We start from the raw sequence: 14,946 nt of genomic DNA, 5'->3' as shown, positions 1-14,946 counted from the left end.
CCTCACCCACAACATCCGCGGGTACCGGTCAGACGTGCCAGCACCCTGGTCAGTGTCTGTTCCAGGCTGCTGACACCGTTGGTGAGATCCTCCATCTCGGGAAGCCTGCTGCGGGAATCGAATCCGAATCCCGGCGACAGGTACCAGACCCTGGCGGACAGGGTGGCCGCGCTACCGGGTGTCGCGTCGACCCACTTGGGGGTCAGCACCCTGAGCTTGTCGGCCAGCGGACCGAGTTCACCGGCGGCGCGACCGAACGCCTCGACGTCAACCGCGAGGTTGTTCGCCAATTCGATCGTGTTCTGGCCCTGGCTGTCCAGGAAGTCGTTGAGCGCATCGGTGACTGCCTTGGTCTTGTTCATTGTCGTCACGATCGACGGGATCTGGCCGTTGACCACGTCCAATGCCGGGCCCACCGTGCCGATCGACGCCACCAACTGATTGCGGCCGTCGGCCAGGTCGGTGGTCACCGCGTTCAACGACGCCAGCGAGGTGTCGATCTCCTCTGTGTTCATCGCAAGACGGCTGACACCGGTGGTCAGTCCCTGGATCACACCGGTCAGATCCTCCGATTTGCCGCCGATCGCGTCAGAGAGTTCGTTGATGATCTCGGTCAGATTCTTGATCGCGCCGCCGTCGACGAACGCGGTCGCGGTCACGAGCAGATCTTCCACCGTGGCGGCCTCGGTCGTCTCACCGGTGAGTGTGTCACCCGACGACATCAACACTGCTGAGGCGGCCTCGGCCGGCGGCAGCAACGCCACGAAAACGTCACCGAGCGGGGTGGCCTGGCGGAGCTGGGCGCCGGTGCCGACCGGCAACTCGATGTCCTTGCGCACGCGCATCGTGACATCTGCCCGGTAGTTGTTGGCGGTGATCGTCTCGACCAGGCCGACGTCGTTACCGTTGAGCTTCACCTTGGCCCGCGACGGCAGATTGAGTGCGTTGCCGAACGAACCCTTGATCTCGTAACCGTCACCGACGCCACCCGGTGCGGGCATCGGGATCTGATCGATGGTCAAGCTGGGGATCGCACCACAACCCGACAACAACATCATCGCTGCCAGGCCGGCGATCACGGTGGTCCGCAACCGCTTTCCGTCGTGTTTCACGTTTCTCATTTGCTCAACTCCACCAGTGCCGAGAACACACCGAGGTCTGGTCCGAAGCCGGTCAACCTACCCGTGCGGCAACCGTCCGCCTGCAGGTTGATCGCCTCACAGAACGTCGCGAGCAGCTCGTTGTCGAGCAGCGACTTGTCAACGAGAACCTGCGCGCGCCATGCCCGTTGTTCCGTCGACACCGAGTTCGCCAGGTTTTCGAACGCCAACGGCGCAACATCGATGGTGTCGACCAGTTGGCGCGAGTAGTCGCTCAGGTTGCTGATCAATCCGGCCAGCCTGCCCATCGCGCCACCGAGGGTGTTGGTGTTCGCCTCCAGGAACGTGGCGGTGTTGTTGAGTGTCTGGTTCAGCGCTCCGAGTGTGGCCTGCAGGCCGATCGACTGGTCACCGAGCATCTGCGACACCTCGGTGAGCGATGCGGAGAACGCGGTCATCTTCGGGTAGTTGTCCACCAGGGCGGTGGTCAGCTCCGACATGTTCCTGATCACCTCGACCAACGCATCACCGTTGTCCACACCAACCTGAGCGAACTTGCTCAGCTCATCGATCGCAGTCTTCATGCGCTCTCCGTTACCGCCGAAGATGCCGGACGTGATCGTCAACATGTCACCGAGTGGGCCGTTGCCATCCGGGTCGGAGGCGAACTCCTGCACCAGGTTGTCGACGGTGTCGAACAGGGTGCCGATCTCCACCGGCGACTTCGCGTTCGCCAGCGTGTCACCTTCTTCGAGTTTCGCCCCTTCGACATACGGCGGCGACAACTCGACGTGTCGGGTGGTCACCAACGAGGTGTTGATGATCGCGGCGGTGGCGTCGGCGGGAATCGGGATGTCACTGTCGACGGTGAACTCGACCTTGACGTGCTCGCCCTCCGGAGTGATCGACAGAACCCGGCCAACCGGCATCCCGAGCACCGAGACATCATTGTCGATATACAGGCCCGCGACGCTGTCGAAGTAGGCTGTGAGCTTGATCGACTGTCCCGCAGCATGTTTCAGCCCCTCGGGGATCAGCGAGCAACCAGAGCCCACCAAGGCCGTGGTGAGCAGGACCGCGATCAGGACAATAGCGCGGCGCACCCGTGCCCCCGGCATATGGTCATCAGTCCGTTTCAGCATCCGGCCACCACATTTGCTGCGCAGAGCCAGTTGTCGGGGAACAGACCCCATGGGAGATAACCCATCGCGTACGGACCCGAACCCGTGGTGTTCGCGATCACGCGCACCGTCAGCGGCAGCACCTCGAGCAGATGCCGCAGGTTGTCCCGGTTTTTCTCCATCCCCTCGGAGATCGTGTTCAGGTTCATGACCAGGGGCGCGAACTCATTGTTGTTCTCCGCCGCCAGCGCCTCCATCTCGTTCGACAGCTCGGCAACGCCGTCGAGCAGGCGCATCACCATTTCCTGCCGGGTGGCGATCTTCTGTGCCAGCAGCTGACCCTGCCCGACGATCACCGACAGCTGGTACTGGGTGCTGGTGATCACATCGGTCACCGTCTCGGTGTCCTGGATCAGCAGGTTGATCTGGTCGGTGCGATCGGTGATCACCTGCGACATCTGTGTCAGCGCATCCAGCGTCTGTGTGGTGACCCCGGGCGCATCGGCCAGCTGCTTGTTCAGTGCATCGACGCTGTCGGCGAGCTCGCCGGCGTTGACGCCGGCCAGCACCGGCGTGCCGCGTTCGATCGTCTTCTGCAGGTCGTAGGGCACCTGGGTGTTCGGGATGCGGGATCCGCTCAGCGCCTCCGTCGAATCCCCGACCTTGAGGTCGATGAACCGCTGACCCAGCAACGTCGAGAGTTTGATCTCTGCCGATCCGTCCACCATCATCTCGACGTCGTTGTCGACCTCCATGCCGATCTTGACGTGGTCACCGGCGAGCTCGGTCGAGGACACCTCACCGACATCGATACCGGCCACCCGGACCTTGTCGCCGGTACGAATACCTCCGGCTTGCGAGAAGTCGCCGGTGTATTCACGCTTGCCGATTCCGGAGTCGGACAGCACAAACGTCGCCATCACAACAACCAGCAACGCCACTGCACCGAGCACACCAAGCCAGATGAACCGGCTGTTTCGCCAGCTCGTTCGCATGCGATCCCGATTGAACACGCTCATCGGCACACCGCCGAATGTTCTGAGCCACCGATCTGGCTGATCAATCCCGGCGGGAAGAGCACCCCACCGATCGAGACGTCCAGGTCGCAGGCATAGATGTTCAGGTATGTGCCCTGACCCATGACCATCGGGAAGTGCACCAGGAACAGTGGCAGGTCGATGGCGAGCTGATCGAGCTTGGCGCCGACGCCGATCAGTTCGCTGGTGGTGGTGCGCAGGCCGCTGCCGATCGACTCGACATCCGGACGGATCTGACCGAGCAGCCCGCCGAGACGGTCGGTGGCACTGCCGATGCTGTCGACTGCGGCACCCAGCGCGGGCGAGTTGGCATTGAGGCCCTCGATCAGGCCGGCCAGATTGTTCACGAGCTCCTGCATTTGTTCGCCCTGCTTGCTCAGATCACCCATGACCGCGCTGAGGTTCGTGATGACGGCGGAGATCACCTGATCACGGTTGGCAAAATCAGAGGCGACCTCACCGATCTGGGCGATCGTGTAACTCAGTGAGACCTCGTTGCCCTGGAATGTCTGGACCAGACTCTCCGAGAGCTGGTTGACCTGTTCCGGTTCGAGGGTGTCGAACACCGGCTGGAATCCGGCCAGCAGAGCGGACACGTCGAACGAGTCCTGAGACGGTTCCTGCAACGTCGAACCCGCCTTCATCCGCTGCTGCTCGGAATCGTCGACCAGTTCCAAGCCGAGGTATCGCTGTCCGATGAGATTCTGATATTTGATCGAAGCGCGGGTGTTGGTGAAGACCGACTGGTCGTTCTGGACCTCGAACTGCACTTCAGCACGGTTGCGGTCGAGTTCGATCGACGCCACCCGGCCCACCCGGACGCCTGCCATCCGAACGTCATCACCTTCGTGCAGACCTGCCACGTCATTGAAGTGGGCGGTGTACTTGTTCGTCTCACCGGAGACCGACCGCTCGAGCGTCGACCAGATCGTCCAGGTCAGCACGAGTGCCAGGACGGCAAAGAGACTGAACCCGATCAGCGGCTTGCGGTAACTCATCTCCCACCTCCCTGAACCTGGACGGATTGCACCAGTGGGCCCAACATCAAGGTGTCGGCCGCCGACGGCTCCCGATCCAACGCGGCCTGCAGTGTCTTGTTGTCGGTCGCGGTGGTGACCACGCCCGGCGCAGTCGCCGGGCCGGTGTCAGTGGTTGCGCTTGGCGTGGTCGCGCCGGCGGGGGTGATCGCCAGCGGACCCGAACTGGTCGGTCCGGTTGCGGTGCCGGGGCCGGTACAGCCCGGCCCGCGGGTGATGCCGTACTCCCCGCCGTTGTACACCGGGCAGTTCTGATGCTTGTACATCTGGAACGGGCTGAAGCTGACACCGATGTTGAGCATGGGTTTGCCATTGGTACCCGTGAACACAGTCAGCACCTTGGCGGCGAGCACGTTGAGCGCACGCAGGCTCTGCGGCAGTGCATCGGCATCGACGGCAATGGCTCCGGTCATGGTGTTCAGATCGTTGACGATGCGGATCCCGCCATCACCGTTGGCCGCGAACAGTGTTTGCAAGCCGTCGATCATGCCCTGTGCAGCGGTCAGGGTGCTCACGAGTTCACGCTGGCGCTCGATGATCGTCAGCGATGGCACAACCGCACGCCCCATCGCGTCGAGGAGTTCGGGCGTGGACTCTTCGATCCCCTGCATGGACTCGTTGAAATTGTCGAAGCCCGGCGGCGCCCCGTCGGGGAACTGCGCGTTGATCTGTTCCCAGTACTGATTGAGGGTGCCGACGAATGCGCTGAACACATTGCCACCACCACGCAGCGCCTCGGCGATCGTCGCCAGGACGCGACCGATCTCCTCCGGCGGTACCGCAGTGAACAGTTCACGGAGTTCGTTCTGCACCGACTGCAGGGCGATGGTCTCCTTGGACTCGTCCGCGACGATCTTGCTTCCGCTCGACAGATGACCGCTCGGATCGGCAGGCGGGATGAGCTCCACCGAGTTGACCCCGAAGAGGTTGCTCGGGACCGTCCTGGCGGTCACGTTGGCCGGAATACCCGGTGCCTGTTCGGGAATGATGTTGATGTTCACGTCCGACAAGCTGGTGTCGGTGACATCGATCGAGGTGACAGCACCGACGATGAGCCCGTTGTAACGCACATCCGCCTGGCTGACCAGACCGTCCCCGATGTCCTCGAGACTGGCGGTCACTTCCACCTTTTCGTCGAACGCCCCCTGGTACCGCAATGCGAGCACCGCCAGGATCAGGATGAGGACGATCACGAATGCGACGCCACGCAGTAGGTACTGCGTCGCCGATGGGTTACGCCCGGTTGTGTCCACATTCATGTCGTCACCCCGAGATCCTGATGCCGGGCGACAGACCCCAGAAGACCAGTGTCAGCAAGAGATTCGCGAAGACGAGCACGATGATCGACAACCTGATCGCGTGTCCGGCAGCCACCCCGACACCCTCGGGACCACCCGAGGCGAAGAAGCCGTAGTAGCACTGGATGAACGTTGTCAGCATGACGAAGATGACCACTTTGATGACGGAATAGACCATGTCACGCGACAGGATGAACTGGTAGAAGTACGACAGATAGACACCGCTGCCCTGACCACTCTGCACCTGGAACATCACCTGGCAGGCAATGTAATTCGCGGCGAGCGAGACCGAATACAGCGGGATGATGCAGATGACGGCCGCGATCATCCGGGTGGTGACGAGGTACGGCATCGGACGGATCGCGATCGACTCGAGCGCGTCGATCTCCTCACTGATGCGCATGGACCCCAGTTGCGCGGTGAACCTACAGCCCGATTGCGCGGTGAATGCCACCGCCGCGAGCAGCGGGCCGAGTTCGCGGGTGGTCGCGAACGCCGACACGGCACCGGTCACCGGCGACATCCCGAGCAGGTTCAGCGCGGTATAACCCTCGATGCCCACCGTGGCGCCGCCCATGATGCCCAGCAGGATGATCACGCCGATCGTGCCGCCGCCGACCACGATGGCACCGTTGCCCCAGGTGACGTCGGAGAGCAGGCGCCAGATCTCTTTGCTGTAGTGCTTGAAGGCGATCGGGACAGCGCCAACCGACCGGACCAGGAACGTGACCTGGTGACCGATCAGAACCAGGATGTCGCGGGGTCCCTCGTAGACCTTCTTGCCCCACTCGACCGGCTTCAGTACCGGGGGCGTGTATTTGGAGGCAACCATCTCAGACCACCCTCGTCGGGACGAGCACGGCGAAGATCTGGGTCAGAATGACGTTGACGGTGAACAGCAGGATCACCGAATTGACGACGGCGGCGTTCACCGAGTTCGCGACGCCGGACGGTCCGCCTTTGGTGTTGAGACCGCGATCGCATGCGACCACGGCAACGATCGCACCGAATATCACCGCTTTGAGAATGGCGAATGCGAGGTCGGCCGGACTGGCAAAGGACGCGAAGGTGCCGGTATAGCTACCCGGCGTACCTCCCTGCGCGTAGACGTTGAACACGTAACCGGTGACAAATCCGATGAAGCAGACAAAACCACAGAGCAGGAAACTGACGACCATTGTCGCGAGCAGTCGCGGCGAGATGAGCCGTTGGGTCGGGTTGACGCCCATCACCCTCATCGCGTCGATCTCATCGCGAATCGTGCGAGAACCGAGATCGGCCGCGATGGCCGAACCGACGGCGCCGGCGAGCAGCAGCGAGGTCACCAACGGCGCACCCTGGCGAATCACGCCGAGGCCGGTGGCCGCACCCGAAAACGAGGTGGCACCGATCTGATTGGCGATGTTGCCGACCTGAATCGAGACGATCACGCCGACCGGGATCGCCACCAGCAAGGTGGGGATCACCGACGTGTTCGCCATGAACGCACATTGACGGATGAACTCACCGAACGGGAACCTCCGCTTGACGATGTCGACAAAGAGAACTTTGAAGACCTCGAGGAAGAGCGTCATCTGACGGCCGAAGGTCTCGAACGAGGCAACGATGTGCTCGCGGAACCACCGCGTGAGCGGTGCCAGCTTCCTGCGCGTCGCGGCAGCCCCCCCGGTGCCTGCCGTCACGGATTGTGTGATCACACCCTGCCTTCGTTGTCCCCGTCACACGTAAACGCATCGTGTGAGTTCGCTCATAGTGCCACATGGATATCGAACCACCCAACGAACACGCCTGGTCCCCCCGAAAAGCCGGTTCCGTAGAGCAACTCGTGCAATACGGGACTCCGGCAAACTCACCCGAGAAATCGATGCGTGCGTAGTCACACTAGCCCAAGCCTCGATACGGATCGGCACCCGGTGCGATTGCCCGTTAACTTAGCTCATCGAGCCGGGCGCAACCAGAAGACTGCACGAACAGCGTTCTCGGCTCCGAGGACATACGGTTTGGGAGTGACAATCCTCCCGGTGTGGGCGCCTGCCGCACAGAAGATGCGTGTGATCATCGACGGCAAGACCCACGAGATGCGCCCGCGCCCGGGTGGCTGGTGGGAATCTCCGGTCAGCGCCGCACCCGGCGCCCGGTACGGATACCTAATCGACGACGCCACCGAGCCACTCCCCGATCCACGTTCGGCACGACAACCGGACGGCGTCCACGGACTCAGTCAGGTCCACGAGATCGCGGAACAGGTCTGGACCGACACCGATTGGACGGGCAAGCCGGTCGCCGGAGCGGTCATCTACGAGCTGCACATCGGGACGTTCACGGCCGGCGGAACCCTGGATTCGGCGATCGACAGACTCGATCATCTGGCTTCACTCGGCGTGGAGTTCATCGAACTGATGCCGGTCAATGCCGTCAACGGCACCCACAACTGGGGCTACGACGGCGTCGGCTGGTACGCGGTCCACGAACCCTACGGCGGCCCGGACGCACTGGTTCGGTTCGTGGACGCAGCCCACGCGCGCGGGCTCGGCGTCATCATCGACGCCGTCTACAACCACCTCGGACCATCGGGCAATTACCTCCCGAACTTCGGCCCGTATATGACCTCCGGCGCCAACTCGTGGGGTCAGGCGGTGAACCTGGACGAGGCCGACTCCGACGAGGTCCGCGAGTTCATCCTCGGCTCCGCCCTGCGATGGATGGAGGTCTTCCACGCCGACGGCCTACGGCTCGATGCCGTGCACGCCCTCGTCGACCGGACCGCACTGCATTTGCTCGATGAACTCCAGATCCGCACCGACGAACTCTCGGCGCGGGTGGGGCGACACCTGTCACTGATCGCGGAGAGCGACCTCAACGACCCCCGGCTGATCACCCCTCGCGAGTTCGGCGGCTACGGTCTGGCCGCGCAATGGTGTGACGACGTCCACCACGCGATCCACACCGCGGTCTCGGGCGAGCGTCAGGGCTACTACGCCGACTTCGGCAGTCTCGAATGCCTGTCGAAGGTTCTGCGGGAAGGCTTTTTCCACGCCGGGACATACTCGTCCTTCCGCCGTCGCAGGCACGGCAGGCCGATCGACCCGATGCTGGTCAAGGCCACCTCACTGGTGGTCTACACGTGCAACCACGATCAGATCGGCAACCGCGCGGTCGGCGACCGGCCCGGCGAGTACCTGAACGCCGGACAACTCGCGGTCAAGGCGGCGCTGGTCCTGACGTCCGCATTCACCCCGATGCTGTTCATGGGTGAGGAGTGGGCGGCGAGCACGCCGTTTCAGTTCTTCACCTCGCATCCGGAACACGAACTCGGTGAGGCGACCGCGAACGGTCGCAAGGCCGAATTCGCCGAACACGGCTGGGATGCCGCCGAGATCCCCGATCCGCAGGATCCGGCGACCTTCGAGCGCTCCAAGTTGCGCTGGGACGAGGTCGGCGTCGGCGAGCACGCCCGGGTGCTCGACTTCTACCGCGCATTGATCGCGCTGCGTGCCGGCGAACCCGATCTGACCGAGAACACCTTCGATTCGGTGGCCACCGATTGGGCCGCCGACGACACCTGGTTCGCCATGCACCGCGGCGCCATCACCACGGTGGTGACGCTGACCGGGCAGTCGGTCCCCTTGCCGTTCACCGGCACCGTCTTGCTGGCCTGGGAACCGCCCACCCCGGACGGCACGATGGCCGGACACAACGCGGTGATCCTGCGCCGGACCTGATCCCTCGCCTGAATACCAAACGCTCCGGTTATACGAGGATGCTCCACATATTTGTGGAGCATCCTCGTATAACCGGAGCGTTTGAGTGGTGGGGTCCGGGTCAGGTGAGGTAGCGGTAGACCGGCGATCCGGGTTCGAGACGCTCACAGGTCAGACGCGAGTTGTCCATCCGACCGAGCAACGGGCCCAGACCGTCCGGCGAACCGAGTTCCACACCGACCAGCGCGGCACCGGTCTCGCGGTTGTTGCGCTTGACGTACTCGAACAGCGTGATGTCGTCGTCCGGGCCGAGCACCTCGTCGAGGAATCCCCGCAGGGCGCCGGGTTCCTGCGGGAAGTCCACCAGGAAGTAGTGCTTGAGCCCACGATGGACCAGCGATCGTTCGATGACCTCGCCGTACCGCGAGACGTCGTTGTTGCCGCCCGAGAGCAGACAGACCACGGTCCAGCCCGGCTCGATCGGCAGGTCGTCGAGCGCGGTCACCGACAGCGCACCGGCGGGCTCGGCGATGATGCCCTCGTTTTGATAGAGCTCCAGCATGGCCGAGCAGATCGCACCCTCGTCGACATGTGTGATGTGCGAGCCGCCGATGGGCAACTTGTCGACGTCGTGATGCACGGTGCTCGCAGGCGGCAGGTCCGGATGCGAGGCGACTGTCGCGCCGGCGGCAACCATGACCTGATGCCCGATGTTCCCGATGCGCCTGACGGCAGCACCGTCGACGAACGAATCGATCTTGCTCAAGGTGACCGGACCCCCGTCGACCAGAGCTGCGGACAGCGAGACCGCACCGGTCGGTTCGACACCGACGATGCGCACCTTGTCACTGTGCGCGCGCAGATAGGTCGTGATGCCGGCCAGCGCACCACCACCGCCCACCGGCACGACCACCAGATCGGGCATCACCCCGAGTTGGGCGATGATCTCCTTGGCGATGGTGCCCTGTCCGGCGGCGGTGCGAGGGTCGTCGAACGCATGGATCCAGGTGGCTCCGGTGGCCGCGACATCGGTCAGCGCCGCGGCGGCCGCAGCGTCGTAGGTGTCTCCGACGGCGATGAGTTCGACGAACTCCCCACCGTGCCAACGAATCCGGTCGCACTTTTGTTTGGGCGTGTTGGTCGGTACGTAGATCCGGGCCCGAATCCCCATGGCGCGGGCCGCGTAAGCGACGCCTTGCGCGTGGTTGCCTGCGCTGGCGGCGACCACACCGGCGTCACGTTCGGCGTCGGTCAGCTGTGCCATGACGTTGTAGGCGCCACGAATCTTGTACGAGCGCACCGACTGCAGGTCTTCGCGCTTGATGTAGACCGTTGCGCCGGTGCGCGCGGACAACCGCTCGCAGAGCTGCAGCGGAGAGGCGACAACCACGTCACTGATGCGCTCGGCCGCCGCGTCGATCGCGGCGGCATCGAGCGATGTGGCGATGGTGTTGTCGGTCGGAGATCCACTAGTCACGTCCGCAATGGTCTCACTCCACCAAAACTCGGCTCCCGCCGCCACACCTGCCCGATTACTGCGCGGGTTCGAGCACGAACACCGGGATCTGGCGATCGGTCTTCTTCTGGTAGTCGGCGTACGGCGGGTATGCCTCGACCGCGCGCTCCCACCAGATCGCCTTCTCCTCACCGAACACCTCGCGGGCGACCATGTCCTGGACCTTCGGGCCGTCCTGGAGTTGGACCTGCGGGTGGGCGACGACGTTGTAGTACCAGACCGGGTTCTTCGGTGCTCCGCCCAACGATGCGACGACGGCGTACTTGCCGTCGTGCTCCACCCGCATCAGCGGGGATTTACGGAGTTTGCCGGACTTGTTGCCCACGGTGGTGAGAACCACCACCGGCATACCCTCGAGCTCGGTGCCCTTGGTACCGCCCGACTCTTCGATCTCCTCGGCCTGCTTGCGCGCCCAGTCGGAAGTACTCGGCTCGTATTCACCCTGTAGTGGCATCAATCCTCCATATGTGTTCACGTGCACGAACCGCGTGCACGAATTCCGGTCAACCTCCCCCGCCGGGCCGATATTCCTGCTGCCCGGTTGGGGGTCTAAACGCTCAAACAGGACGGTCCGAGCAACGCCTTGAGGTCACCCATCAGTGCCGACGTCGGGTTGACGCGGAGCTGATCGTCGAGTTTCAGCGTGGTCTCCTTGGAGCCGCTGGTCAACCGGACGTGGACGTCGGAGGTTCCGGGATGACGGACCAGCACCTGCTTGAGCGCGCTGACCCGGTCGGCGGTGCACAACCTCGTCGGCATGATCAACGACACCGGCTTGGCGACTCCGACATGCGAAAGATCAGGCACGGCAAGATCATTCGCAGAAATCATCATGCTGTCATCGCGTAGGTTGACGCGCGCCTTCACCAACACCACCGCATCGGCGGCGATGTCCATGCCAAATGCCTGATAGGCCCGCGGGAAGAAGTAGACCTCGACGCCACCGACCATGTCCTCGATCTGGACAACGGCGTACGACTCGCCCTTCTTGTTGACACGTCGGGTGACGGCCGAGATGATGCCGCCGATCACGATCTGCGCGCCGTCTTTGGCGTTGCCTTCGAGCAGCGAGGTGATCGACGTGTCCGTCTGGGCCGAGATGACGTGCTCGACACCGTTGAGCGGATGTCCGGAGACGTAGAGCCCCAACATCTCTCGTTCGAGTGCGAGTTTGTGTTTCGTATCCCACTCTTCGTCCGGGACCTTCACCGCGAACGCATCGTCGGTGACACCGCCCCCGCCATCACCACCGGCGTCACCGAACAGGTCGAACTGTCCGATCGCCTCGGCCTTCTTGGTGCCAAGGACCGCGTCAACCGCGTCCGCGTGGACCAGGAACAAGCCCTTGCGCGGATGATTGAGCGAATCGAAGGCGCCTGCCTTGATGAGCGATTCGGTGACCTTCTTGTTGCAGGCGGTCACACTGATCTTCGCCAGGTAGTCCGAGAAGCTCGTGAAATTCGACTTCTCTTTGCGCGCTTCGATGATCGAGGCGACCACGCCGCTTCCGACGTTGCGCACCGCGGCCATACCGAACCGGATGTCCTCACCGACGGCGGAGAAGTTCTGCTGCGACTCGTTGACATCCGGTGGCAGCACCGTGATCCCGAGGCGTCGGCAGTCGGCCAGATAGATGGCGGCCTTGTCCTTGTCGTCGGCCACAGAGGTGAGCAGGCCCGCCATGTACTCGGCCGGATAGTTGGCTTTGAGATACGCGGTCCAGAACGAGACCAGACCATAGCCGGCCGCATGCGACTTGTTGAACGCGTAGCCGGCGAACGGCAGAATCGTGTCCCACAGCGCCTTGATCGCGGCCTCGGAGAATCCGTTGTCCAGCATGCCCTGCCGGAATCCGGCGTAGGCCTCCTCCAGCACCGAGAGCTTCTTCTTACCCATGGCTCGACGCAGGATATCGGCCTGTCCGAGGGTGTACCCGGCCACCTTCTGCGCGATCTGCATGATCTGCTCTTGGTAGACGATCAGACCGTAGGTGTCGCCGAGGATCTCCTTGAGCGGCTCTTCGAGCTCCGGATGAATCGGGCTGACCGGCTGCCGGTTGTTCTTACGGTCGGCATAGTCGTTGTGGGCGTTCATGCCCATCGGACCCGGACGGTAGAGCGCCAGCACCGCGACGATGTCACCGAACCCGGTGGGCTGCATGCGTTTGAGCAACTCCCGCATCGGCCCACCGTCGAGCTGGAAGACGCCGAGCGTGTCGCCGCGCGCCACCAACTCATAGGTGGCCGGATCATCGAGCGGCAATGCATCGAGGTCGATGTCGATGTTCCGGTTGAGTTTGATGTTGTCGATGGTGTCGCCGATGACCGTGAGGTTGCGCAACCCCAAAAAGTCCATCTTCAACAGACCGATGGCCTCACACGACGGGTAGTCCCAGCCGGTGATGATGGCGCCGTCCTGCGCGCGCTTCCACACCGGGATCGCCTCTGTCAGCGGCTCGGACGACATGATCACCGCGCAGGCGTGGACGCCGGCATTACGGATCAGACCTTCGAGGCCGAGGGCGGTGTCGTAGATCTTCTTGACATCCGGATCGGTCTCGATGAGCGTGCGGACCTCGCTGGCCTCTTTGTACCGCTCATGGCCGGTATCGGTGATACCGGCAATCGTGATGTCCTTGGCCATGATCGGCGGCGGTAGCGCCTTGGTGATGCGGTCGGCGATCGCGTAACCGGGCTGGCCGAACTGGACGCGGGCCGAGTCCTTGATGGCGGCCTTGGTCTTGATGGTTCCGAAGGTGATGACCTGGGCGACCTTGTCGCTACCCCACCGTTCGGTCGCGTACCGCACCATGTCGCCACGACGACGATCGTCGAAGTCGATGTCGATATCGGGCATCGACACACGCTCGGGGTTGAGGAACCGCTCGAACAGCAGGCCGTACGGAATCGGGTCGATATTGGTGATGCCCAGCGCCCAGGCCACCAGTGACCCGGCGGCCGATCCACGGCCCGGACCCACCCGGATGCCGACCTCGTTGGCATGCCGGATGAGGTCACCGACCACCAAAAAGTATGCGGGGAACCCCATCTGGATGATGACGTCGAGTTCGTAGCTCGCGCGGTCGAGGTACTCCTGCGGGACCTCGCGGTTCGGGAACCGCCGGGTCTTCAGACCTTGTTCGACCTCTTTGCGCAAAAAGCTCGGCTGCGTCTCGCCTTCGGGCACCGGGAAGATCGGCATCCGGTCACGATGCTCGAAGACCTCGGAGTAGCTCTGCACCCGCTCGGCGATGAGCAGCGTGTTGTCGCAGCCGCCGGGGACCTCCTGGTCCCAGAGCTCGCGCATCTCGGCGGCCGACTTGAGGTAGTAACCGTCGCCGTCGAACTTGAACCGCGTCGGGTCGGACAGCGTTTTGCCGGTCTGCACACACAGCAGCGCTTCGTGGCTGGAGGCGTGGTCTTTGGTTACGTAGTGGCAGTCGTTGGTGACCAGCGGCGGGATACCGAGTTTGCGTCCCACCTCGAGCAGACCGTCGCGGACCCGGCCCTCGATCTCGAGGCCGTGTTCCATCAGCTCGAGGAAGAAGTTCTCTTTGCCGAAGATGTCCTGCCACTTGGCGGCGGCTTCGAGGGCTTCGCGTTCATGGCCGAGTCGCAGTCGTGTCTGGACCTCGCCGGACGGACAGCCGGTGGTCGCGATGATGCCTTCGGAATGCTCCGCGATGATCTCGGCATCCATGCGGGACCACTTGCCGAGCTGTCCCTCGATCGACGCCCTCGACGACAGCTTGAACAGGTTGCGCAGACCGGTGGCATTCTCGGCCACCATCGTCATATGGGTATAGGCGCCGCTACCCGAGACGTCGTCGCCCTTCTGGTCCCGGCTGCCCCACAGGACGCGTTTGGTGTTGAGACGCGACTCCGGTGCGATGTACGCCTCGATACCGATGATCGGTTTGACGCCCATGTCGGTGGCGACGTTGTAGAACTCACTGCCGCCGAACATGTTTCCGTGGTCGGTCATGCCGATCGCGGGCATCTCCAACCGGGTGGCCTCGGTCATCATCGGTTTGACCTTGGCGGCCCCGTCGAGCATCGAGTACTCAGTGTGGTTGTGCAGATGGACAAACGAATCCGACACGCGCTACCTCTCAATTCGAACTCTCGAACACCACG

11 protein-coding genes are annotated in these 14,946 nt (G+C 63.2%); 1 reads left to right on the top strand and 10 read right to left on the bottom strand.

The window, feature by feature from the left end; all coding sequences use genetic code 11:
• Window positions 1–2 precede the first annotated feature (2 nt).
• The 7 genes from AC56PL_RS06855 to AC56PL_RS06825 are packed head-to-tail and all read right to left on the bottom strand — an operon-like array spanning window position 3 to window position 7,167.
• Window positions 3–1,121 (bottom strand): MlaD family protein, encoded by a 1,119-nt coding sequence (locus AC56PL_RS06855; RefSeq protein WP_497153319.1) that lies wholly within the window; start codon window positions 1,119–1,121, stop codon window positions 3–5.
• Window positions 1,118–2,242 (bottom strand): MCE family protein, encoded by a 1,125-nt coding sequence (locus tag AC56PL_RS06850; protein ID WP_497153318.1) that lies wholly within the window; start codon window positions 2,240–2,242, stop codon window positions 1,118–1,120. Before AC56PL_RS06850 ends, AC56PL_RS06855 begins: the two co-directional genes overlap by 4 nt.
• Window positions 2,236–3,240, bottom strand: coding sequence for an MCE family protein (locus AC56PL_RS06845; protein ID WP_497153317.1), 1,005 nt, complete (start codon window positions 3,238–3,240; stop codon window positions 2,236–2,238). Before AC56PL_RS06845 ends, AC56PL_RS06850 begins: the two co-directional genes overlap by 7 nt.
• Window positions 3,237–4,256, bottom strand: coding sequence for an MCE family protein (locus AC56PL_RS06840; RefSeq protein WP_495515585.1), 1,020 nt, complete (start codon window positions 4,254–4,256; stop codon window positions 3,237–3,239). The genes AC56PL_RS06845 and AC56PL_RS06840 overlap by 4 nt, the downstream gene beginning before the upstream one ends.
• Window positions 4,253–5,554 carry an MlaD family protein gene (locus AC56PL_RS06835; protein WP_497153316.1) on the bottom strand — a complete coding sequence of 434 codons (1,302 nt, stop codon included), beginning with the start codon at window positions 5,552–5,554 and terminating at the stop codon, window positions 4,253–4,255. Before AC56PL_RS06835 ends, AC56PL_RS06840 begins: the two co-directional genes overlap by 4 nt.
• 4 nt (window positions 5,555–5,558) lie before the next feature.
• A complete protein-coding gene (locus tag AC56PL_RS06830) occupies window positions 5,559–6,425 on the bottom strand; it encodes an ABC transporter permease (RefSeq protein ID WP_495515583.1) in 867 nt (288 codons plus the stop codon).
• 1 nt (window position 6,426) lies between these two features.
• The gene (locus AC56PL_RS06825; protein ID WP_482142155.1) at window positions 6,427–7,167 is read right to left on the bottom strand and encodes an MlaE family ABC transporter permease; all 741 of its coding nucleotides are present in this window, start codon (window positions 7,165–7,167) and stop codon (window positions 6,427–6,429) included.
• A 432-nt stretch (window positions 7,168–7,599) separates the two neighbouring features.
• Between AC56PL_RS06825 and treZ the strand changes: the two genes are divergently transcribed.
• A complete protein-coding gene (gene treZ / locus AC56PL_RS06820) occupies window positions 7,600–9,315 on the top strand; it encodes a malto-oligosyltrehalose trehalohydrolase (protein ID WP_497153315.1) in 1,716 nt (571 codons plus the stop codon).
• A gap of 100 nt (window positions 9,316–9,415) precedes the next feature.
• On the opposite strand, the gene ilvA is transcribed toward treZ, so the two are convergent.
• The 3 genes from ilvA to dnaE form a co-directional block, all read right to left on the bottom strand.
• Window positions 9,416–10,771 (bottom strand): threonine ammonia-lyase IlvA, encoded by a 1,356-nt coding sequence (ilvA, locus tag AC56PL_RS06815; RefSeq protein ID WP_495515581.1) that lies wholly within the window; start codon window positions 10,769–10,771, stop codon window positions 9,416–9,418.
• 55 nt (window positions 10,772–10,826) lie between these two features.
• Window positions 10,827–11,264: a nitroreductase/quinone reductase family protein gene (locus AC56PL_RS06810; RefSeq protein ID WP_495515580.1), complete on the bottom strand. Its 438-nt coding sequence runs from the start codon at window positions 11,262–11,264 to the stop codon at window positions 10,827–10,829.
• Between the two features lie 95 nt (window positions 11,265–11,359).
• On the bottom strand, window positions 11,360–14,911 hold the full coding sequence (gene dnaE / locus AC56PL_RS06805) for a DNA polymerase III subunit alpha (protein WP_495515579.1): 3,552 nt from the start codon (window positions 14,909–14,911) through the stop codon (window positions 11,360–11,362).
• Window positions 14,912–14,946: the final 35 nt, after the last annotated feature.

This window comes from Williamsia sp. Y721 (assembly GCF_059683565.1).
Note: the sequence above shows the minus strand (reverse complement) of the source record. Positions and strands in the feature narration are given on the sequence as shown.